24 protein-coding genes and 1 pseudogene are annotated in these 21499 nt (G+C 62.4%); 16 read left to right on the plus strand and 9 right to left on the minus strand.

Annotation, left to right across the window (positions count from 1 at the left end; translation table 11 throughout):
• Positions 1–75: 75 nt before the first annotated feature.
• Both HV770_RS09305 and HV770_RS09310 read right to left on the minus strand, forming a co-directional pair.
• Positions 76–1032: a LysR family transcriptional regulator gene (locus HV770_RS09305; protein ID WP_175159115.1), complete on the minus strand. Its 957-nt coding sequence runs from the start codon at positions 1030–1032 to the stop codon at positions 76–78.
• Between the two features lie 228 nt (positions 1033–1260).
• Positions 1261–2205, minus strand: coding sequence for a cupin domain-containing protein (locus HV770_RS09310; RefSeq protein WP_175159116.1), 945 nt, complete (start codon positions 2203–2205; stop codon positions 1261–1263).
• Between the two features lie 385 nt (positions 2206–2590).
• Here HV770_RS09310 and HV770_RS09315 point away from each other — a divergent pair, with 385 nt between their 5' ends.
• Together HV770_RS09315 and HV770_RS09320 are read left to right on the plus strand one after the other, a co-directional pair.
• Positions 2591–3031 (plus strand): SET domain-containing protein, encoded by a 441-nt coding sequence (locus HV770_RS09315; RefSeq protein WP_175159117.1) that lies wholly within the window; start codon positions 2591–2593, stop codon positions 3029–3031.
• 537 nt (positions 3032–3568) lie between these two features.
• Positions 3569–3937: a BON domain-containing protein gene (locus tag HV770_RS09320; RefSeq protein ID WP_175159118.1), complete on the plus strand. Its 369-nt coding sequence runs from the start codon at positions 3569–3571 to the stop codon at positions 3935–3937.
• A 253-nt stretch (positions 3938–4190) separates the two neighbouring features.
• On the opposite strand, the gene HV770_RS39655 is transcribed toward HV770_RS09320, so the two are convergent.
• Positions 4191–4625: a hypothetical protein gene (locus HV770_RS39655; RefSeq protein ID WP_175159119.1), complete on the minus strand. Its 435-nt coding sequence runs from the start codon at positions 4623–4625 to the stop codon at positions 4191–4193.
• 207 nt (positions 4626–4832) lie between these two features.
• Between HV770_RS39655 and HV770_RS09330 the strand changes: the two genes are divergently transcribed.
• Together HV770_RS09330 and HV770_RS09335 are read left to right on the plus strand one after the other, a co-directional pair.
• Positions 4833–5477, plus strand: a complete 645-nt coding sequence (locus HV770_RS09330) for a hypothetical protein (RefSeq protein ID WP_175159120.1) — start codon at positions 4833–4835, stop codon at positions 5475–5477.
• Positions 5478–5692: 215 nt separating this feature from the next.
• Positions 5693–5930: pseudogene (locus HV770_RS09335) on the plus strand (3-keto-5-aminohexanoate cleavage protein); the annotation flags it as partial.
• Here HV770_RS09335 and HV770_RS09340 read toward each other — a convergent pair.
• Positions 5908–6381 (minus strand): ferritin-like domain-containing protein, encoded by a 474-nt coding sequence (locus tag HV770_RS09340; protein WP_175159121.1) that lies wholly within the window; start codon positions 6379–6381, stop codon positions 5908–5910. The pseudogene HV770_RS09335 and the gene HV770_RS09340 overlap by 23 nt on opposite strands.
• On the minus strand, positions 6369–7127 hold the full coding sequence (locus HV770_RS09345; RefSeq protein ID WP_175159122.1) for an Lrp/AsnC family transcriptional regulator: 759 nt from the start codon (positions 7125–7127) through the stop codon (positions 6369–6371). The genes HV770_RS09340 and HV770_RS09345 overlap by 13 nt, the downstream gene beginning before the upstream one ends.
• 83 nt (positions 7128–7210) lie before the next feature.
• Here HV770_RS09345 and HV770_RS09350 point away from each other — a divergent pair, with 83 nt between their 5' ends.
• From HV770_RS09350 to lra1, 6 genes are all read left to right on the plus strand, one after another.
• Positions 7211–7531, plus strand: coding sequence for a hypothetical protein (locus HV770_RS09350; RefSeq protein WP_217468579.1), 321 nt, complete (start codon positions 7211–7213; stop codon positions 7529–7531).
• Complete coding sequence (locus tag HV770_RS38165) at positions 7528–7674, plus strand: hypothetical protein (protein WP_217468580.1); 147 nt, start codon at positions 7528–7530, stop codon at positions 7672–7674. The genes HV770_RS09350 and HV770_RS38165 overlap by 4 nt, the downstream gene beginning before the upstream one ends.
• Positions 7675–7861: 187 nt before the next feature.
• Positions 7862–8284: a PaaI family thioesterase gene (locus HV770_RS09355; protein ID WP_121323058.1), complete on the plus strand. Its 423-nt coding sequence runs from the start codon at positions 7862–7864 to the stop codon at positions 8282–8284.
• 293 nt (positions 8285–8577) lie between these two features.
• The gene (locus tag HV770_RS09360; RefSeq protein WP_175159123.1) at positions 8578–9330 is read left to right on the plus strand and encodes an SDR family NAD(P)-dependent oxidoreductase; all 753 of its coding nucleotides are present in this window, start codon (positions 8578–8580) and stop codon (positions 9328–9330) included.
• Positions 9331–9585: 255 nt separating this feature from the next.
• Positions 9586–10764 carry an L-rhamnonate dehydratase gene (gene rhmD, locus HV770_RS09365; RefSeq protein WP_175159124.1) on the plus strand — a complete coding sequence of 393 codons (1179 nt, stop codon included), beginning with the start codon at positions 9586–9588 and terminating at the stop codon, positions 10762–10764.
• Positions 10765–10854: 90 nt separating this feature from the next.
• Positions 10855–11637, plus strand: a complete 783-nt coding sequence (lra1, locus tag HV770_RS09370) for an L-rhamnose 1-dehydrogenase Lra1 (RefSeq protein ID WP_175159125.1) — start codon at positions 10855–10857, stop codon at positions 11635–11637.
• A 45-nt stretch (positions 11638–11682) separates the two neighbouring features.
• Here lra1 and HV770_RS09375 read toward each other — a convergent pair whose 3' ends face one another.
• On the minus strand, positions 11683–12690 hold the full coding sequence (locus tag HV770_RS09375; RefSeq protein ID WP_175159126.1) for a LysR family transcriptional regulator: 1008 nt from the start codon (positions 12688–12690) through the stop codon (positions 11683–11685).
• 130 nt (positions 12691–12820) lie between these two features.
• Here HV770_RS09375 and rhaM point away from each other — a divergent pair, with 130 nt between their 5' ends.
• The 6 genes from rhaM to rhaS all read left to right on the plus strand — a co-directional run bounded on the left by rhaM (position 12821) and on the right by rhaS (position 18852).
• Positions 12821–13144: an L-rhamnose mutarotase gene (gene rhaM, locus HV770_RS09380; RefSeq protein ID WP_121323048.1), complete on the plus strand. Its 324-nt coding sequence runs from the start codon at positions 12821–12823 to the stop codon at positions 13142–13144.
• A 63-nt stretch (positions 13145–13207) separates the two neighbouring features.
• Complete coding sequence (locus HV770_RS09385) at positions 13208–14101, plus strand: amidohydrolase family protein (protein ID WP_175159127.1); 894 nt, start codon at positions 13208–13210, stop codon at positions 14099–14101.
• Between the two features lie 62 nt (positions 14102–14163).
• Positions 14164–15693, plus strand: coding sequence for a sugar ABC transporter ATP-binding protein (locus HV770_RS09390; protein ID WP_175159128.1), 1530 nt, complete (start codon positions 14164–14166; stop codon positions 15691–15693).
• Positions 15690–16748, plus strand: coding sequence for an ABC transporter permease (locus HV770_RS09395; protein WP_121323042.1), 1059 nt, complete (start codon positions 15690–15692; stop codon positions 16746–16748). The genes HV770_RS09390 and HV770_RS09395 overlap by 4 nt, the downstream gene beginning before the upstream one ends.
• Positions 16741–17757 carry an ABC transporter permease gene (locus HV770_RS09400; RefSeq protein WP_175159129.1) on the plus strand — a complete coding sequence of 339 codons (1017 nt, stop codon included), beginning with the start codon at positions 16741–16743 and terminating at the stop codon, positions 17755–17757. The genes HV770_RS09395 and HV770_RS09400 overlap by 8 nt, the downstream gene beginning before the upstream one ends.
• An 84-nt stretch (positions 17758–17841) precedes the next feature.
• Positions 17842–18852 (plus strand): rhamnose ABC transporter substrate-binding protein, encoded by a 1011-nt coding sequence (rhaS, locus tag HV770_RS09405; RefSeq protein ID WP_121323037.1) that lies wholly within the window; start codon positions 17842–17844, stop codon positions 18850–18852.
• Between the two features lie 104 nt (positions 18853–18956).
• Here rhaS and HV770_RS09410 read toward each other — a convergent pair whose 3' ends face one another.
• The 3 genes from HV770_RS09410 to HV770_RS38505 form a co-directional block, all read right to left on the minus strand.
• Positions 18957–20141 (minus strand): CmpA/NrtA family ABC transporter substrate-binding protein, encoded by a 1185-nt coding sequence (locus tag HV770_RS09410; RefSeq protein WP_175159130.1) that lies wholly within the window; start codon positions 20139–20141, stop codon positions 18957–18959.
• A gap of 10 nt (positions 20142–20151) precedes the next feature.
• Positions 20152–20727, minus strand: a complete 576-nt coding sequence (locus tag HV770_RS09415) for an ANTAR domain-containing response regulator (RefSeq protein WP_175159131.1) — start codon at positions 20725–20727, stop codon at positions 20152–20154.
• Between the two features lie 190 nt (positions 20728–20917).
• The gene (locus HV770_RS38505) at positions 20918–21445 is read right to left on the minus strand and encodes an MFS transporter (protein WP_246290770.1); all 528 of its coding nucleotides are present in this window, start codon (positions 21443–21445) and stop codon (positions 20918–20920) included.
• Positions 21446–21499: the final 54 nt, after the last annotated feature.

The following is a 21499-nucleotide window of genomic DNA, read 5'->3' on the forward strand; positions in this document are numbered from 1 at the left end:
CCTTGGCAAGTTACGTGCGGCGGAGATAGTGACCTTCGAGTTTCAGCCTGAAAAGGCACTGCTTTCGCACGGCGTCTAGGTCTTTTCTGGTTTAAGGTATGCGGCGGCCGGACGTTCCCAGTACGGTGCGTCGCCGAACTTCTCGGCAAAGAAGTCAATGAACGACCGGACTTTCGAGGAAACAGTCTTCTTTCTTGGGTAGACCGCCCATATAGATGCTTCTTGCGTTGTGGGCTGAATATCCCAGGCGGGGCAGACATGGATCAGGCGGCCGTCGCCAAGCGCCTCATCTGCGAGCCATGTGGGTAAAGCAGCGACGCCAAGACCGCTTTCGGCTGCTGACATCAACGCGTCGATATCGCTCAGCGTAAGCCGTCCTGTTACCGCAGTTTTTTCCCATTTCGCGGATGGCTCACCGAGCGGCCTGCTATACCAGGAATTACCCAAGGACCGCGAGAACAACAGGCACGCGTGAGCATTCAATGCGGCCGGCGTAGTCGGCATCCCGCGGGCATTAATGTATGCGGGCGCGGCACACGCTACATGGCTGTGCGCAGCGAGGCGTCGAGCCATTAATGACGAGTCTCGCAGTTCGCCTATCCGAATCCCCAGATCGATCTGGGACTCGATAAGATTGACGACATCGTCAGTGAATGTCGCATCCACGTCGATATTGCGAAACCGGTCCATAAATTCGCCGAGGTAAGGCATGATATGTTTGCGGCCGAATGACACGGGCATCGTCACTCGCAACACGCCTGACGGGCTCAGGTTAAGTGAAGAAGTCGCCTCTCTCGCGTCGTTCAATTGCGCCAATACGTCTGAAACTCTGGCGTAGAAAACTTTGCCGCCCTCGGTTAGCGACAAACCTCTCGTTGACCTGTTGAACAACGCAATTCGAAGATCTGCCTCGAGTTCGCTAAGGTGTCGCGACACGGTCGAGGTCTTGATGGATAGTTCCTGGGCGGCTCGGGTGAGACTGCCCAACTCTGCTGCACGAACGAATGTCCGAACCGCTGCGAAATAATCCATTGTATAAATCCGAGGTAAGGGGGCGCGTGCAAGCGTCACCTGGACTGCATCCAGACGATATTACGATGAGGGCATAGCGCCCAGTGATAGTTGGTGTCCCGTCCGATGACCAAGGTTCGCCTGAATTCTCCTCTTAATTCCTCCCATGCGACAAGGCCTGCCGCAGCTTAAGAGCTCGGGCAGGCCTCGATGACCAGCTACAACAAGTTGCAGAAAGAGTGAGCCGTCTTACTTCGCGAAGCGGATATCCAGCGCACGAAGGTAGGTTTGCAGGCCCGCATCCTGGATCGGAATCAGTCTTGCGTCTTCGGCCGATTCGTTAAAGTGAGCGTGCCAATAACCGGGTGGCGTGACGAACGCCAGGCCCGGCGTCCAGTCAACGCGCGTTGCATCGGCGATATTGCCTTCCTCATCCAGCTCTGTGCCGACGAGCGTGTAGCACCCCTTCGGACAGTCGACGATGAAATCGAGCGCGATTGACTGATGGCGATGCGGCTTCTGAATCGAATGCCGGGGCAGCAGACCGAACATGGCCCACAGGACGTGCGTCACGGTTCGGGTCTGGGGAAAATTAACGTTGCCGAGCAATACGGAGATACGGCTGCGAAGACCCGCATTCGTTTCGTTGGCAATTTTCTGAAGCTCCGCTTCGGCTCGGTCTGCCGGATACAAAGTCGGCTTGAATCGGGGAGAAACGGAGTCCACGCCCAGATAGGTCAATAGGGGTGCGTCATTCACGTAGTACATTGCCACATCCTCGTCGGCGGTGATGACGGAGTGAAGACCACCGGGCAAGGAGAAAAAGGCAGCTTTTGTAAACGGAATTTCGTGATCGCCCTGTACAGCCGTTCCCGACCCGCGGATGACATAGAAGATCTGCGAGCTTGCCAAGGGAGCGAGACGGAGGGACTCACCCGCGACGATGCGCACAAAGTTTGCAACAAGGCCGGGGCCCGTCGCAGGGGCAGGGCAGTCCAACTCGCCTGAGAGGTCCAGCGGGATAACGCGCGTCGGACCGTCGGCGTAGAGTTCGGCCGGGAATGTCTTGAACGGGACGCGCGAAATGAGTTTTGCGCCAATCGGATTCGCGGCTTTTGTGTATTCAAAGTATTGCGCGTCGGCTGTGACATCTGCGTCGTTCGTCAGGGTGGCCGCATCAGTACGATCTAGCATGTGGTGTGCTCCTTGGAAAGGGTATTGCTTCGTTTCACCGTTTTGCCTATGTCACGAAACGGTGGCTGAAATTTACTTTTCGAGCCGCGACCGCGGTAGCCCCGTTGGCGCAAATCAGTTTTCGTGTTTCGGGGCTTTCGCCTCAGCCAATGGCAGTCCGCCCGGCAGTCGCCGCAATCCGGAAGCTGAGCCGCAGCGAATCTGACTGCCCACGTTCCTGGGTCGGTAACTGGCTGAGGCCCCCCGCCTGATGCCACAGATGAAAAACCTCGCGACCAACAAACGCGAGCGGTGGTCCCAGGCTGAAAAACGTCGCGGGAATTATTCACAACTGCGGAAAATTGTCCGGCTCTACACTGACGCATAGGCCAAGGAGGGAAACATCATGCGGCGAGTCATCGTCCGGAAATCGCCGGTGCACGGCAAGGGTGTGTTTGCAATGCGCCCGCTCGCAGCAGGCGAGCGCGTGCTCGAGTACAAGGGCGAAATCACAGCCTGGCGGGACGCGCTCCGCCGGCACCGACGCGAAGGCATCGCGGGCCACACCTTTCTGTTTGGTCTGTCGGACGGGCGCGTCATCGATGGCAGCCGAGGCGGCAACAGCGCTCGCTGGCTGAACCACGCCTGTACGCCGAATTGCGAGACCATCGAGGATGACGGTCGCATCTTCATCTACACGCTCCGGCCGGTCGACTCCGGCGAGGAACTGTTCATCGACTATCTGCTGGCTATCGACGATGCCGAGGACGAAGAGGCTCGGGCTCAATATGGATGTGCTTGTGCCTCTCCTCGCTGTCGTCGGTCGATGCTGGCCGTTGCCGCGTAATGGCAACCAGCGAGGCAATGTCGACAGCGACGCCTGTCAGGAAGCAGCTCCGGATCGTTGGATCGCAGGCCGGTATGAGTGACGCTTCACGCACGTACCAAGCACCTGATGGTAGGTGAACCGTTTTGCACGGTCATTGCGGGTATTCCCGTGATGGCGGACGAAACGTCGACCAGATGGAGAAGTTGAATCGCAGGATGTGTGAGTCCAGCTTTGCCGGGACGAATGCTGGCTGGGCAGCGATTTAATTTCACGGGTCGGTCTCTTGCTGCTGCAATTGCACCTTGCCGATTATCACGCCTGCATAATTACTCGCACAACGTTGCATCAAAGCCTCTTTTTTTCACTTTGCCACGAGTTGAGGTATTGTTGCTATCGGACGCATCAGACTTCCTTCAGTGGTTTCGGTTGCTTGCGTCTGCATATCGCTCCACGCAGTGTCGCAATATCGTTCTATCCAGAGTTGGCTTGACAACCTTAACGGTGCAGCGTTCCCTATTTTGGACCGTTGACAATTTCGACAGCAGGAGAAAATGCATGAACGCAATTCGCACAATCAAGACCGCAGGCGCAGCACTTCTCATCGTGAGTTCGGTCCATGCCTACGCGCAGTCGAGCGAGGCCGCCCCTGCGACCCCCGCAAGTACAACGGCCGGCGCACGGCAGCATTACAAATCGATGAAAGCGGCGAACCGGGCGCTACAGCGCCAGGTTCGTTCGGCATTGGTGAAGGATAGAGGAATCGCGATGTCCAACGTCACGATCCGCGCTCGCGACGGTGCCGTCACGTTGCAAGGCAGCGTACCTCTTCAAGCGCAAAGCGACCGGGCAACCGAGGTGGCCAAGGGTGTTCCGGGCGTGGTCTCGGTAAGAAACGCACTGTCAATCCGTCCGGTTGGGACCTGACGCTGCATCAGCAGAGGCGGCGCTTTTGCGACGGTCGATGTTCTGTAGCTGTATTCCGTCGAGGGCATCAGGCCGGCCGGCATTCGGCGCCACTGCACCAATGTAAGGCGGGCGAGCGAGGGCATAGAGCCCCGTTCGCTCAACTTGCCCGTGGCGCTTCTGCATACCGTCCGCAAGCCTTGCTCGATCCGCATCGCCAATTGACTATGCGCGACAAGTGCGTATAGCGACGGAAAGGTATGCGTCGTCTCAGTCATTGCGCATGACGAGACGGCCCGAAGTTGATCGCGCAGCTGTCCTGTGTGGCATATACGCTTCTTGCGCGATGGATCGACGAACGGGTAAATATCAAACTGGTGCGGAGAACCTGCTGGTCGATCCAGAAGGTGCGAGTAGAATTTCTCAGGAAGACTATGCAATTACTTTGTTGGACGAGGTGGAACACCCAAAACATCGCGGAACGCGCATTACGGTTCCGCGCATGTCCCACCTTCCAACGGATGCGACCGGTCGACCGGGAGGCGGAGGTACGACGCCCGCGCCGGGTATCGGTCAGCTTGGCGTGATGGCGGGCGTACGGCATAGTTTTTGAGTCCATTTCGCTCTTCGCAACAACACAAACCGGTGTCAGTTTCGCGTCGGCAAATTGCTCGCACAACAAACTTATCTGCACACCAGAGTTGCCCATTCAGCTTCGCAATGGCTTCAAAATTGCCTTCATGGACCTCATCTTCATCCGCACACGCTCCAGTCCCTGGCTTGGATCGATCCATCCGAAATGCCGAAGCAGGAACAGCGGCATAAACCGTGCCATAGCCGCGCGTGAGAGGAAACCGCGGTCGACTTCGATCATTAGGGCAGGCGTTAGCGAGACACCTTTGCCGCAGAGAGACCAATGATGAAAGGAAAGACGAAACTTACCCGTCATGACGCCGAGCGTCTTTTCGAGGGGCTGCCCGACGCGAAGGCGAGAGTATCGAGCCGGCCCGAGAACCCGTTCGAAGCAGGGGCATTCGACGCGGTCGAGCGCGTCGATGACGAAACCAAACTCTGGAAGGACAACCTCATTACGCTTCCGATGGCGATCGAGTTGCCGCATGGCTACGAGTCGGTATCTCGCATGCGCGAGGCGATCGCGCGGGCATGGCGCGTGAAGTGGGTGAGGGAGGGTAAAAACGAGGTTGTCGCCGAGTTTCCGGAAGGATGGACTGCCGTCCGCCCGGAAAACGGCCCGATAGAGTTGCGGGATCCGTCCGGCATGGTCCGCGCCTTATACGGATGGGCCAAGGATGCTGAACTCAGGATCCTGCCACGGTATCTGGTTGAGTCGCAAGCGAACAGTTCAAGCGGACTGGGCAGCTTGCTTGTCCGTGATCGCGGGAACGGTCAGATTCTTGAGAGGTCGTCGACCTGGTCTGCTCAAACCGGTACCAACCATCCAGATTGGACCAGACTGTCAGCGTGGCTCGACTTGCGCTATCCACAACATCGCGACCCGCTGAGGTACTGGGAAGATTGCGAGGAGAACATCCAGAACTGAGCTGCTTCCGCAGGGCGCAGTCTTTCCGGGTTATCTGGTGGTGTTGCACCGCTGAACGATGTTCCGTATGAAGGTAGAAACTCGTCGTGTTCGGCGACACGTCGCTGAGCCTGCCGGGTATGGCACGCATTTGAACTAGACCCGGAACACGTGGTGCACGGCCACGATCGCTCGCCACATGGATGGGACGTAAATCTTGAACTGGAGCGCCGGCCATGAGCGAACCGTGTGTCATCTCCGTTGCCCTCATTGGCTCAGTTCCGCGCAAGACGGACAACCCGGCTGTGCCGATCACGATCTCCGAGCAGATTGAATGCAAGCACGCACGAAGCGTACGAAGCCGGCGCATCGCTCGTTGATCTGCACGTGCGTGACGGGCACGAGAACTCCAGTTCCGACCGGTCGAGTTTCGCCGCTCTCCACGGGTTGATCAGGGTGGGCTCGCCAGCCGTTCAGCCGACGTCGTCATTTCTCCGGGGCGGCGCAGCATTTTGTCGACTTCGCCCGCGTGCATCTCCTCGACATGAATCATCTGACGGGCGAACTCCTCGAGCGCAACGGAACGGTCCTCGACGAGCGCGAGCAGTTCGCGATAGAGCGCGAGCGCCACGTTCTCGGCTTGCAGCGATTCGCGGAGGATCGACGCGATATCGAATGTATGCGAGTCGAGAAGGGGACCGATCGCAAGCGACGGATAGGCTCCCAGTGTGGTGATCCACTCTCCGACCTGCTGGGCGTGCAATAGCGATTCGTCGGCCTGCTCGCGCAGCCAGGATCTGATCGGGATGCGCCCGAAGCCGAAAACAAGAAACGAGTAGTGCGTATACCGAACGACGCCGGCCAACTCGGATTCGAGAATCCGGTTGAGCACTGCAACGACGTCTTCCTTGTTTATCTCCGCCATTTGCTCTCTCCTTTCATGTCAGCGCGGCAGACACGTTGCGCGATTCGCCGCCGTATCGCGCCATATGAGCTTGACCGATATTGATTAAATGTAGTCCCGCCAGGCGATCTCGCAAGGCGCCAGTTCGAACGTATGCGTTTGCGTCGGGCGGCGGCCGGAGAAAAGTACAGCTGTTGCAGGTGGACGCGGCTTCGTTCCGCGCAGCGCAGCTTGTCGAGAAAGGCATTCTTCCCGAACTGCTGCACGGTGATGCCGACAATGGCGCGCACGAGGTAGCCGGCGTGCACCGGATCGAGTTCGGCGCTCACCGACCGCACCACGCCGGCGTCCTTCAGGCGCTCGAGCCGCTCTACCGTGGCAGGGCACCGACAGCCCGGCGGCAAGAGCCAAGGTCTAGTGGCGCGCGGCCATCTTCCTGCAGCGTCATCAACAGCGCCCAGGCTGTGGCGTCGAGTTGGAGTGTTTCGGTGATGACGCGCCTTTACCTTGAAAAATCGGAGATTAAATCGATTTTCGCTTGGCGTTTCGCCCTGTGCAATCCTTCGACGCCGCCGGATAATTCCCGACACGGATCCGATCTTGCCGACACCCGCCCCGTCCTGTTTGGCCAAACGCGCGGCGTCTGCGTCGCCCTGGGTGATCGTGGCCGGTGTACTGGCGGGCTCGGCGCTCTCATGGTTGATGCTGGCTACCGGTGTGAGCCGGTTGCGCGACCGTTTCGACGAACGTTGGGAACGCACCGTCAACCTGTGCTCAGCCGGCGCTGCTGGTTGGACTCGGGCGGCGGCAGCTTGGCCGCCTCATCACATGACTAACGGAGGATTCACCCATGGCGCACCGATTGCACGCCAGCCACCGGATCATGGTCGACGCCGTGGTCGACCAAGCCTTCATGTTTTTCACGCCGGCCGGCGAGGAGCTGTGGGTTGACGGCTGGAAGCCAACCTATGTCTACCCCCGCGACGGCCGCACGGAGTCCGGCATGGTGTTCACCACCGGTCAGGGCGATGAACTGACCATCTGGACCCTCGTGGACTTCGACCGTCGGGCACACCGATCGCGCTATTGCGTTGCACGCCGGCCTCGCGCACCAGCCTTGTCGAGGTGCGTTGTGTCGCACTCGACGAGGCGCGCACCGAAGCATGCGTGAGCTACGAGCTCACGGCGCTGAACGCTGCGGGCGAACAGGCGCTCCAGGATTTCGAAGGCGAGCGCTTCGCTGCGATGATTGACGACTGGGCACGTAAGATCGCGGCTTGTCGCGAGTTGCTGCTGGCAGCTTCAATCTGCTGAGACGCTCGGCCCGTGGTTGCGGCAGCTTCGCAGCTTCGGCGACGCTGACATCCACCGCCGATTGCGCGAGGTGCCAGTCAAATCTGCGGATTGCGGACATGCTGCAATAGCCGGGCCTTCAGCAGGACTTGATACGATTTAAGCGCCGCTGTATCGCCATTCACCGAACCACCTTTTACCGACGACAATGGCCGATCTTCACACGCGAATTGCAAACAGCTTCAACGCGCAGGGGTTGATGCTGACACTTGGCGCACAGCTTCTCCTCGTTAAAGATGGGGAGGTGCAGATCGGCCTGCCTTTTTCCAGTCATCTATCTCAGCAGCACGGCTATCTCCATGCGGGCGCTACGACGAGCATTCTAGACAGCGCATGCGGATATGCAGCGCTGACGAAGCTAGCGCCTGATTTTGACGTGGTGACAGCCGAGTTCAAAATTAATCTCTTGCGGCCAGCTGTTGGTGAGCGCTTTCTGGCTATCGGACGGGTACAGAATGCAGGCAAGACCCTTACCGTGTGCACAGGTGAAGTCCGGGTGTTCAGCGGAGTGGGGGACGAGCATAAGGTGATTGCGATCATGCAGGCAACGATCGCGAATATCCGTCGATAGCGCGGTTGACACCGCCACTGAACCGCCAAGTTTGATAACGGCGAGTGTGGCCGATCTCCAGCCAACCGATGTAGCCGATTGACCAGCCGCTGTGCTTTGGAAGCTGAGGAACCAACACACCCGCGTGCCCTAGGCGCCAATGTCGCCTCCGATCCACTTTTGTTATCGCCCCCTCCAATACTCGAATTGTTGACGCATCGCACCGCTCGTATATTGCTGAACTATCAGCACGGACAGCAGCGATACAACAACTTACAGGCACGCCCGTCGGGGCGGCCGACAGGAGCACAGCGATGAATAAAATCGATCTGGAGGGGCGCGTTGTCGCCATCACGGGCGGCGCGCGCGGCATCGGCTACGCGGTCGCGCAGCGGGCGCTGAATTCGGGCGCGTCGGTCGCATTGTGGGACGTCGACGCCGAGCGCCTCGCGCGCAGCCAGCGCGAACTGAGCGAGCTGGGCAAAGTCAGCGCGGTCACGGTCGAGCTGACTCAGGAAGCCGCCGTCGCGCAGGCCGTCGAGCAGACCGTCGCCGGGCACGGCGCGATCGACGTGCTGATCAACTGCGCCGGCATCACCGGCGGCAACGGTGCGACGTGGGAACTGGAGCCAGACGTCTGGCGCCGCGTGATCGACGTGAATCTGATCGGCCCTTATCTGACCTGCCGCGCAGTGGTGCCGCAGATGCTCAAGCAAGGCTACGGGCGCATCGTCAATATTGCGTCGGTGGCGGGCAAGGAGGGCAACCCGAACGCTTCGCACTACAGCGCGTCGAAAGCCGGGCTGATCGGTTTGACCAAGTCGCTCGGCAAAGAGCTGGCAACCAGAAACATTCTCGTCAACGCGGTCACGCCGGCCGCGGCCAAAACCGAAATCTTCGACTCGATGTCGCAACAGCACATTGACTACATGCTCTCGAAGATTCCGATGAACCGCTTCCTGTTGCCTGAAGAGGCGGCGTCGCTGATTCTGTGGCTCTCCTCGGAGGATTGCGCGTTCAGCACGGGCTCGGTGTTCGACCTGTCAGGCGGACGCGCCACGTACTGAGCGCTCATAGCGCGCACCCGAACGTCGGCGCCGCAGCCGCATTCAGAACGGGACAGACACGCGGAGCCGCCACGCGCGCTCCGCGAAGGAGACGACATGGACCCCCACGCGCCCGTTTCACGTCAGGCGGGTGATGGCGGCGTAATGCGCCGCCATCACGCTCACCCCAACACGCCTTCCCGCAACTTACCGCATCGCGCCTGCTAGGCGCATTGTCGACAGTACGTTCGACGCATCCATAACGGAGCTCCTTTCATGGCCATGCCTACTATCCGGCACGTGCGTGCCTTCATCGTTCGCGGCGGCGGTGCGGACTATCACGATCAGCCCGGCGGACACTGGATCGACGATCACATCGCCACGCCGATGGCGCGCTATCCCGAGTATCGCGAGAGCCGCCAGTCGTTCGGGATCAACGTCCTCGGCACGCTGGTCGTGGAGATCGAAGCGAGCGACGGCACGGTCGGCTTCGCGGTGACGACGGGCGGCGAGATCGGTGCGTTCATCGTCGAAAAGCATCTCGCGCGTTTTCTCGAAGGGCAGCTCGTTACCGACATCGAGAAAATGTGGGATCAGATGTATTTCTCGACGCTGTACTACGGCCGCAAAGGTGTGGTCCTGAATACGATTTCGGGTGTCGATCTCGCGTTGTGGGATCTGCTCGCAAAAGTGCGCAAGGAGCCGGTGTACCAGTTATTGGGCGGACCGGTGCGCGACGAGCTGGTGTTCTACGCGACCGGCGCGCGACCCGATCTCGCGAAGGAGATGGGTTTCATCGGCGGCAAGCTGCCTTTGCAGCACGGTCCTGCCGAAGGTGAAACCGGTCTCAAACAGAATCTGGAGAAGCTCGCCGACATGCGCAGCCGCGTCGGCGACGATTTCTGGCTGATGTACGACTGCTGGATGAGCCTCGACGTGCGCTACGCGACGCGGCTCGCGCAAGGCGCGCACGAATACGGCCTGAAATGGATCGAGGAATGTCTGCCGCCCGACGACTACTGGGGTTACGCCGAACTGCGCCGCAACGTGCCACGCGGCATGATGGTGTCCACCGGCGAACACGAGGCGACGCGCTGGGGTTTCCGCATGCTGCTGGAGATGGAGTGCTGCGATCTGATCCAGCCGGATGTCGGCTGGTGCGGCGGCATCACCGAGTTGATCAAGATTTCCGCGCTCGCTGATGCGCACAATGTGATGGTGGTGCCGCACGGTTCGTCGGTGTACAGCTATCACTTCGTCGTCACGCGGCACAACTCGCCGTTCGCCGAGTTCCTGATGATGGCGCCGAAGGCCGACGAAGTCGTGCCGATGTTCACGCCGCTTCTGCTCGACGAGCCGGTACCCGTGAATGGCCGGATGAAGGTGCCGGACACGCCGGGCTTCGGCGTGAGATTGAATCCCGAATGCGCGTTGGTGCGGCCTTATCCACGTTGAACCACGTTCAGGCGCGTTGAATGCGCGCGGAGTGAGCGTCGGCCGCACCTCGACGCTTGCAGTTTCGATGACCAGGCAAAGGAGAATGACGTGCTGCTCAAGGATAAGGTCGTGATCGTCACCGGCGGCTCGCGTGGCATCGGTCGCGCAATCGCCGTCGCGTGCGCCGCCGAAGGCGCGGACGTGGCGATCAACTACTGGGGCGATAACGACGCATCCTATGGACGCCGCTCCGCCGTCGCGGAGGTGGTCGAAGAAATAGAGGCGCTGGGGCGGCGCGTGATCGCTCTCGAGGGTAACGTCGCCGCGCGCGACACGGGCCAGCAACTCGTGCGCCAAACCGTCGAAGCATTCGGCAAGGTCGACGTGCTCGCGAGCAATGCGGGCATCTGCCCGTTCCATGCGTTTCTCGACATGCCGCCGGAGGTGCTGGAATCGACGGTGGCGGTCAATCTGAACGGCGCGTTTTACGTCACGCAAGCCGCCGCACAACAGATGAAAAAGCAGGGCACGGGTGGCGCGATTGTCGCGACGAGTTCGATCAGCGCGTTGGTGGGCGGAGGCATGCAGACGCATTACACGCCGACCAAGGCGGGCGTGCATTCGCTGATGCAATCGTGCGCGGTCGCGTTGGGGCCGTACGGTATTCGCTGCAATTCGGTGATGCCGGGCACCATCGCGACCGACCTCAATGCGGAAGACCTCGCCGACGAAGCGAAGAAAGCGTACTTCGAAAAGCGCATTCCGCTTGGCCGCCTGGGACGTCCGGACGATGTCGCCGAGTGCGTCGTGTTTCTTGCGTCGGATCGCGCGCGTTATGTGACGGGTGCCGCGTTGCTGGTCGACGGCGGCTTGTTCGTCAATCTGCAGTAACGCGCGGAACGTGCGAACGTGCCAATACTGCGCGCGATGCCGATTTCAATGCACCGGGTCGGGCGCGATCAGCGAGTCTGGAGCGGACAGCGCGGCGAGATCGTCGCCGTCGCGAGCGAGCGTGCGCGAGAATCCGCGCAACAGATCGATGAAACGCAGCGCCGGTTCGGCGAGCGCTTCCCCCTTGCGCGTGAGAATGCCGAATCCGGCAAGACTTTTGCCGATTTCGAGCGGCAATGCGATCAGCAGCTTGCCGCGCAAATGATCACGCACGACCGACTCCGGCAGCATTGCGACCGCATCGTAGTTCTCGAGCAGTTGCAGCGTGGCGAAGATCGACGCGCATTCAGTCAGGTTGACCGGCGTGGCGAGTCCCGCACGCGCGAGCTCTTCCTCGAACAGCACGCGCGCCGGGCTGGTGACGGGTTGTGCGACCCATGGCCAGTCCACCAGTTCGGACAATGTGATGCGCGTGCGCTGCGCGAGCGGATGCACCGAACGCACGACCAGCAGCAAAGTCTCGCGCGCGAGCGGTTCGAAACCGAAGTCGTTGTGCTGCAGCGGACTGGTCAGGCGGCCAAGCGCGAGATCCACTTCGCGGCGATGCAGCAATTGCACGACCTGGTCGCTGGTTTCGCCGAGAATGCGCACGTTGAGCAATGGGCTTTCGGTTTTCAGCGCGGCCACCGACATCGCCAGCAGATCGGGCGCGGCGCCCATGATCGCGCCGACGGTCAATTGCCCATGACCGCCGCGGCGCTTGACGTCGAGGTCTTCGGCGAAGCGGGTCAATTCGGCGAGCGCGCGCCGCGCGTAAGCAAGCGTGACGACGCCGAGCGGCGTGGGTGTCATGCCGCGCGCGTTGCGCTCGAACAGCAGGAAGCCGAACGCTTCTTCGATGTCGCCGAGCATGCGGCTCGCGCTCGGTTGCGCAACGTTGACGGCCTCGGCGGCCTGGTGGAGATTGCGCGTGTCGTCGAGGGCGACGAGCAACGCGAGATGCTTGAACTTGAGCCGGTTGACGAGTGCGACGGCAGCTGAATATTGGCTCATGGTCGGGGTGCGATTCGGTTTGTGGATCGCCCAATCCCAACTACGGATTGAGTTGCTATCGACGCAGGAATTATAGTCGCATCAGACGCTTCTCCGGAAAGCGCCCCAATACGACGGGAGACAGGCCGCAATGGAAACAATCGCTTTCCGCATGGTGCTCAACCCCGGCATGCGCGAGGAATACGAACGGCGTCACGCGCAAATCTGGCCTGAACTGGTTGATGCATTGCACCACGCCGGGGTGCGAGACTATCGGATTTTTTTCGATCCGGACTCGAACCATCTTTTCGCCATCCTGACGCGGACCTCCAATCACACGATGGACGAACTGCCGCAACTCGACGTGATGCGCAAATGGTGGGATTACATGGCCGACATCATGCAGACCGCGCCGGATCACACGCCGCTTCAGCAGTCGCTCGAACCGGTCTTTCATTTGAATTCGCTGAGCTGACAGTTCACCGCGCGACCACGTTAATTGACTTCGAAGTGACCCTCACCGGACGGAGAGTGCTGCATGCAGGTTGTCGATTCGCATATCCACTTGTGGGATCTGAAGACGCATCGCTATCCGTGGCTGGAAAACCCCGGCGTGTCGTTCGTGGGCGACGCGCGCGAGCTCAAGCATGACTACCTGCTCGACGATCTGCTCGGCGAAGCGGGCGATATCGACGTACTGAAACTGGTGCACGTCGAGGCGAATCACGATCCCGCCGATCCGGTCGAAGAGACGCGCTGGCTGCAGTCCATCGCGGATCGCGCGGACTCGCGCGGCATGCCGAACGCGATCGTCGCGGCGGTCGATCTGTCCGCGTCGAATGCGCCCGCGCTGCTCGAGGCGCACGCGTCGTTCGCCAACACGCGCGGCATCCGGCAGATCCTGAACGTGCACGAGAACAAGCTGTTCGATTACGTCGGCCGTCATTTCATGCGCGAGCCGCAGTGGCGCGAACATTTCGCGCTGCTGCGCCGGTATGACATGTCGTTCGATCTGCAACTGTATCCGTCGCAAATGAAAGAGGCCGCTGCGCTGGCGCGTGCGCACGGTGACACGCTCTTCATCGTCAACCACGCCGGTATGTTCGTGGATCGCAGCAGCGTCGCCGGGTATCGCGCGTGGCGCGACGGCATGCGCCTGCTCGCGGGCTGCCGCAACGTCGCGGTGAAGATCAGCGGGCTCGCGATGTTCGATCACCGCTGGACCGTCGAAAGCCTGCGGCCTTACGTGCTCGAAACGATCGATACCTTCGGCGTGGAGCGCGCGATGTTCGCGTCGAACTTCCCGGTCGACCGGCGGTTCGGCTCATATACGGACTTGTGGCGCGCGTATGCGGCGATCGTCGACGGTGCGAGCGTCGCGGACAAAGAGGCGTTGTTTCGCCGCAATGCCGAGCGGTGTTATCGAATCTGATGCGGCAGCAGGCGCATCACGGACGCACCCCGAACGCGAATAAGGAAAGAAGGAGACAGGCAGTGCAGCAACCCACATCCGCTGTGCCGAGGCTCGAACTGCGGCACGCGAGTAAATCATTCGGCCGCGTGCGTGCGCTATCCGACGGCGACCTCGCGCTCTGGCCGGGCGAAGTGCATGCGCTGCTCGGCGAGAACGGCGCGGGCAAGTCGACGCTCGTGAAGATTCTCGCCGGCGTGCATCAGCCGGACACCGGCGAGCTGCTGGTGGACGGTGCGGCGCGCCGGTTCGCGACGCCCGCCGAAGCGCGCGACGCCGGGCTCGCGGTGATCTACCAGGAACCGACGCTGTTCTTCGATCTGTCGATTGCGGAAAATATCTTCATGGGGCGGCAGCCGGTCGATCGCGTCGGGCGCATTCAATACGACGCGATGCGCCGCGAGGTGGACGGCCTGCTCGCCTCGCTCGGCGTCGATCTGCGCGCGGATCAATTGGTGCGTGGTCTGTCGATTGCCGATCAGCAGGTGATCGAAATTGCCAAGGCGCTGTCGCTGAACGCCAACGTGCTGATCATGGACGAACCCACGGCAGCGCTGTCGCTGCCCGAAGTGGAGCGGCTCTTCGCGATCGTACGCAAGCTGCGCGAGCGCGACGTCGCGATTCTGTTCATCACGCACCGGCTCGACGAAGTATTCGCGCTGACACAACGCGTGACGATCATGCGCGACGGCGCGAAAGTGTTCGACGGACTGACCGCCGATCTCACCACCGAGTCGATCGTGGCAAAGATGGTCGGCCGTGATCTGGAGACGTTCTATCCGAAGGCCGACTGCGCGCCCGGCGAGGTTCGGTTGTCGGTGCGCGGCCTCACGCGCGTGGGCGTCTTCAAGGACATTTCCTTCGACGTACGCGCGGGCGAGATCGTCGCGCTGGCCGGCCTCGTAGGCGCGGGACGCAGCGAAGTCGCGCGGGCGATCTTCGGCATCGATCCGCTCGATTCCGGCGAAGTCTGGCTCGGCGGCGAGCGCCTGGCGACGGGCCGGCCCGCCGCAGCGGTGCGCGCCGGCCTCGCGCTAGTGCCGGAGGACCGTCGTCAACAGGGCCTCGCGCTGGAACTGAGCATCGCGCGCAATGCCTCGATGACGGTGCTCGGGCGGCTCGTCAAACACGGTCTCATCTCGACGCGCAGCGAGACGGACCTCGCCAACCGGTGGGGCACGCGGCTGCGCCTGAAAGCAGGCGATCCGAACGCGCCGGTCGGCACGTTGTCGGGCGGCAATCAGCAGAAGGTCGTGCTCGGCAAGTGGCTCGCCACCGGCCCGAAAGTGCTGATCATCGACGAACCCACGCGCGGCATCGACGTCGGCGCCAAAGCCGAGGTGTATGGCGCGCTGGCCGAGCTGGTGCACGACGGCATGGCCGTGCTGATGATTTCGAGTGAGTTGCCCGAAGTGCTCGGCATGGCCGATCGCGTGCTGGTGATGCACGAGGGACGTATCAGCGCGGATATAGCGCGCGCCGATGCCGACGAGGAGCGCATCATGGGCGCCGCGCTCGGTCAACCGCTTCCTCCGCTGGGAGCCGCCGCATGATGCGCCATTCCTCGACTCATCCCGCGCCGGTTCAGCCGCCGCTGCCCAAACGCTCCGCCGGCACGCCCGGCGGCTTCGTCGCGAGCCTCGCGAAAAGCCGCGAGACCACGCTGTTCGTCGTGCTGGTTCTGCTGATCGTGGGGACGGGGCTCGCGAAGCCGCAGTTCCTGAATCTGCAGAATCTGCGCGACGTGCTGCTGAACGTGTCGATCATCAGCTTGCTGACGGCCGGCATGACCGTGGTGATTTTGATGCGCCATATCGATCTGTCGGTCGGCTCGACGGTCGGCATCAGCGCCTATGCGGTCGGCAGCCTGTACGTCGCGTTTCCGCATATGCCGGTGCTGGTGGCACTGGCGGCGGGGTTGGCGATCGGGCTCGTCGCGGGTGGCATCAACGCGCTGCTGGTCGCGGTGGGGCGCGTGCCTTCGCTGGTCGCCACGCTGTCCACGCTGTACATCTTTCGCGGCGCGGATTACGCATGGGTGCACGGCGGCCAGATCAACGCCACCAGTTTGCCCGACGCGTATTCGCGTCTCGCGACCGGCACGCTGCTCGGCATTCCGAACCTCGCGCTGATCGCGCTCGTCGTGCTGGTCGGCCTCGCCGTGTACCTGAAGCAGTTTCGCGGCGGCCGCGAGCACTACGCGATCGGCTCGAATCCCGAAGCCGCGCGTCTGGCCGGCGTGAACGTCGAGCGGCGCGTGATGTCGGGCTTCCTGTTGTCCGGCGCGATTGCCGGTTTCGCGGGCGCGTTGTGGCTGGCCCGTTTCGGCACCGTCGACGCCAGCACCGCGAAGGGCATCGAATTGCAGGTGGTCGCGGCGGCGGTGGTCGGCAGTGTCGCGATCACGGGCGGCGTCGGCACGATACTCGGCGCCACGCTCGGCGCGCTCGTGCTCGGCGTGATCAGCATCGCGCTGGTGGTGCTGCACGTGTCGCCGTTCTGGGAGCAGGCGATCGAAGGCGCGCTGATCGTCGCCGCCATCACCGTCGATACCTTGCTGGCCCGCTCCGTCGCCAAACGCATGATGAGGAAACGCGATCATGGCTAAACCCGATTCCGCGCTGCTCACGCGCAAACGCGAAACGCCGTTGCAATGGGAAGTGTTGCTGGTGATCGTGCTGATCCTGTCGCTCGGACTCGGGCGCTGGCTGTCGCCCGTGTTCCTCACCGGCGCGAATCTGAGCAACGTGTTGGCCGATCTGACCGAAATCGCGTTGATGGCGCTGCCGATGACGCTCATCATCGTCGCCGCCGAAATCGATCTGTCGGTCGCCTCGGTGCTGGGTGCGTCGAGCGCATTGATGGGCGTGCTGTGGCACATGGGCCTGCCGATGCCGGTCGTGATCGGACTCGTGCTGATCGCCGGCGCGTTGGCCGGCCTGCTGAACGGGCTCGTGATCGTCAAGCTCAATCTCCCTTCGCTCGCAGTGACCATCGGTACGCTCGCGCTGTTTCGCGGCCTCGCGTATGTGCTGCTCGGCGATCAGGCGGTGGCGGATTTTCCGCCGGCTTATACGGCCTTCGGCATGGACACGGTGGGGGTGAGTTTCATTCCGTTGCCGTTCGTCATCGTGATCGTCGGCGCGGTGCTGTTCACCGTGTTGCTGCAGTCCACCGCGTTCGGGCGCAGCCTCTATGCGATCGGCGCGAATCCAACGGCCGCCGCGTTCTCCGGCATCGAAGTGGCGAAGATCCGCTTGCGTCTGTTCGTGCTGTCCGGCGCGGTGAGCGCGCTGGCGGGCGTGGTCTACACGTTGCGCTTCACCAGCGCGCGCGGCGACAACGGCGAAGGCTTCGAGTTGTCGGTGATCGCGGCGGTGCTGTTCGGCGGCGTGAGCATCTTCGGCGGACGCGGTTCGATGATCGGCGTGCTGCTGTCGCTGCTGATCATCGGCGTGCTGAAAAACGCGCTGACGCTCGACGACGTGTCCAGCGAAACGCTGACGGTCGTCACCGGTGTGCTACTGCTCGCTTCGGTGTTGATCCCGAATCTGGTTGCGCGCTGGCGTGCCGCGCGCGACCGGCGTTTCATCGCGAAGTCGGCCGCTTCTTCATAACGTTTCAAAGGCGCAGGCAAAAGCAGGTTCAACAACTGATAACCCGGACACCACCCCGTCCAACAACAAGGCAGGAGACACTTCATGTTCAAACCTCTTCTACGTCACACCGGCACGGCCGCACTCTGCGCCGCGTTGCTCGCGGCCAGTTGCATGGCGTCGGCCGCCGAGCTGAAAAGCGGCCTGAAAATCGCCTTCGTGCCGAAGCAGATCAACAACCCGTACGAAGTGATCGCCGACGACGGCGGCATGGCCGCGATCAAGGAGTTCAAAGGCGTGGGCAAGGTGGTGGGGCCGTCGGATGCGGGCGCGTCGTCGCAGGTACAGTACATCAATACGCTGATCACGCAGCGTCAGGACGCGATCGTGATCGCCGCCAACGACGCGAATGCGGTCGTGCCGTATCTGAAGAAAGCGATGGGGCAAGGCATCAAGGTGGTGACCTTCGACTCGGACACGGCGCCCGAGGGACGGCAACTGTTCGTCAATCAGGCGAACGCCGAAGGCATCGGCCGTGGCCAGGTGCAACTGGTATCGAAGCTGATGGGCGGCGAGGGCGAGTTCGCGGTGCTGTCGGCCACGCCGAACGCGACCAACCAGAACACGTGGATCAAGTGGATGCAGGAGGAACTGAAGAAGCCCGAGTATTCGAAGATCAAGCTCGTGAAAATCGCCTACGGTAACGACGACGATCAGAAGTCGTTCGTCGAAACGCAGGGCCTGTTGCAGGCGTATCCGAACCTGAAGGCGATCGTCGCGCCAACCACAGTCGGCATTGCCGCGGCCGCGCGCTATATCTCGACGTCGTCGAGCAAGGGCAAGGTGGCGGTTACCGGTCTCGGTACGCCGAACCAGATGCGCGCGTTCGTGAAGAACGGCACCGTGAAAGCGTTCCAGCTGTGGGACCCGAACCAGCTCGGCTACCTGGCGGCTTACGCTGCGGCGGCGCTGTCCTCGGGTGCGATCAGCGGCAAGGAGGGCGAGTCGTTCGACGCGGGCAAGCTCGGCAAGCGCACGATCGGGCCGCAAGGCGAAATCATTCTCGGACCGCCGACCACGTTCGACGCGAGCAATATCGACAACTTCAATTTCTAGTTCGGACTGCGTGAGATCCGTGCGATTTGCGGGGGCATCACGCATGTAACGAATCGATGCGCGAGGCGCGTTGGGCGGCGGGAGCCGCTCACGCGCCTTATCCGCTAGCGGCGAATCGCAAAGCGCTGCGCGTACGCGGCCGACGTCGCGCCGCTGCCCCACACCTCACCGTCGATCAACACCCGCGTCATCTGCTCATCAGGCACCGCCACGTTCACGCGTGAGGCCGCCTCGCGATACAACTGCGTCTGATTGATCCGCGCCGCGATCTGCGCGTAATCGGTGCGCGCGTCGATCATCCCCCAGCGTTCGAACTGCGTGAGAAACCATGCGCCTTCGAAGGGATGCGGATAGTTGACCGTGCCGTCGTCGAAGAATCGCACCGGCGGATTGCGCGGCGAGACGCAAGCGCTGTGGTGACCGGCGCCGATGCCCGCCTGTGCGCCGAGCCGCGCCGCGATCTGTGTCTCATCGATGCCGATGTAGTCGGGCCGCGCCAGCCAACGCGCGATGTCCTCGCGATGCCCCGCGCCGTCGAGCCAGCGGCACGCTTCGAGCATCGTCTGCACGAGCGCGCGCGACGCGTTCGGGTGTGTGTCGACGAAATCGCGCCGGCACGCGAGCACCTTCTCGGGATGATCGGGCCACACCTCGCTCGTGTACGCCACCGTTGTGCCGACCCGTTGCGCTTCGGCCAGCGCATTCCACGGTTCGCCGACACACAGGCCATCGAGCTTGTCGTCGGCGAGCGGCGCAACCATTTGCGGCGGCGGAATCACGACGCTCTCGATGTCGCGCAACGGATCGATCCCCTGCGACGCGAGCCAGTAATACAGCCACATCGCATGTGTGCCAGTCGGGAAGGTCTGCGCGAACACCGGTTTGCGGCCGAGCGTCGCCAGCGCGCGAGGCAGCGTGCCGTGTTCGGCGAGCGCATCGGCGAGACGGTTCGACAGCGTGATAGCCTGGCCGTTGCGGTTGAGCACCATCAGCACCGCCATTTCCGTGCGCGGCGCACCGAGCCCGAGTTCCACGCCGTAGACGAGCCCGTACAGCGCGTGCGCCGCGTCGAGATCGCCGGACAGCAGTTTGTCGCGCACGGCCGCCCATGACGGCTGACGCTGGAGTTCGAGCGTCAGGCCGTGCGCATGGCCGAACTCGAGCAGCTTCGCGGCGATGAGCGGCGCGGCGTCGGACAGCGCCACGAAGCCGAGCCGCAAATGGGTCTTTTCGAGCCGCCCCGAAGGAGGCGATGCGTACGGCGCGGCGAGGGGAGCGGGAGTAGTCATGAGCGGCGCTTCATTTGAGCGAGTCGGCCGACGCGACGACAGCGCGCGCGACTTCGGCGAGTTTGACGCCCTGGTTCATCGCGCGTTTGCGCAGGCAGGCGTAGGCGGCAGGTTCGGTGATCTTCTGCTGATCCATCAGCAGGCGTTTGGCGCGGTCAATCAGCTTGCGTTCGGCCAGTTCGTTCTCGACTTGCGCGAGCCGCTCGCGCAACTGCGATTCCTGCGCGAAACGCGCAAGCGCGACTTCGAGGATCGGCGCGAGCCGCTCCGTCGCGAGGCCTTCGACGAGATAGGCCGTGACGCCCGCATTGACCGCGTCGCGGATCAACTGCTGATTGTCGTCGTGGCTGAACATCAGCACCGGGCGCGGCGCGGTGGCGTTCATCACCGCGAGCTGTTCGAGCGTGTCGCGCGACGGCGACTCCGTGTCGATGATGATGACGTCGGGCCGCTCGTTCTGCACCGCGCGGTGCAGCGCCTGGGGTGTCGCCGTGCCGGCCAGCATCTCGCAGCCGAGGCGGGCGAGGGCATCGCGCAGATCGCCGATCGGTTTGTCAGTATCGGTGACGAGGAGAACACGCAGCATGGGGTAGGTTTATCGACGGTCGACCACCGTTAAAGCAACAGATATGCCAAGCGGCGCCGTCGGGCGTGACTGCCGAGCAGTCATTGGGGATGGCGGCGGTCTCCGCGTGAACCGGCCCGGCCCGCTGCACCTCCACGGGGCACGTGCAGCCGATGCACCGAAGCGGCGCATCGGCGCGCCGCTCATGTCGTCAACGCCAGCGTCCGTGGCTGCGCGGCGCAAACAGCACCGTCAGCGCCATCATTGCGGCGACGCAGACGGCCGGCATGACCCAAGCGGCACCGAAACCGCCGCTCCAGCCGCGCGCGAGTCCGGCCACGACCGGCGCAATGGCCGCCACGATAAAGCCGACGCCTTGCGTGAACGCGACCAGCGTGCCGGCCACGCGATGGTCGGTCGAGTGATCCATCGCGGTGACGAGTGTCAGTGAAAAGGTCCCGTCGAGCCCCGCGCCAGCCGCAAGGTGCTGGCCGCGGTTCTGGCGGTGATGCGGGAGCATCTCTCGGAACTGGAGGAGCGGGTGGTGGAGCAGGTGCGCAAAAGCGCCGCCGCAGAGGATCTCGGGGCGGTGTTCGGACTGTAGAGAAAAAGCGGCGCGGCGCGCGGAGATGCGCAACATCCGCTGAGGATGGGAAAGGGCGCGGTGCTGAAGCAACTTGCGCAGCGGCGCAGACGGCAGCATCTGCGCGAAGCGCTTTCCACGCTTGCCCAGCAACACAGCTTGCGCTGCAGAGCGAACGACCCGTACGCGAGCAAGCCACCTGAACGGCCC

Source organism: Paraburkholderia fynbosensis (genome assembly GCF_902859935.1).
Classification (GTDB): Bacteria; Pseudomonadota; Gammaproteobacteria; order Burkholderiales; family Burkholderiaceae; genus Paraburkholderia; species Paraburkholderia fynbosensis.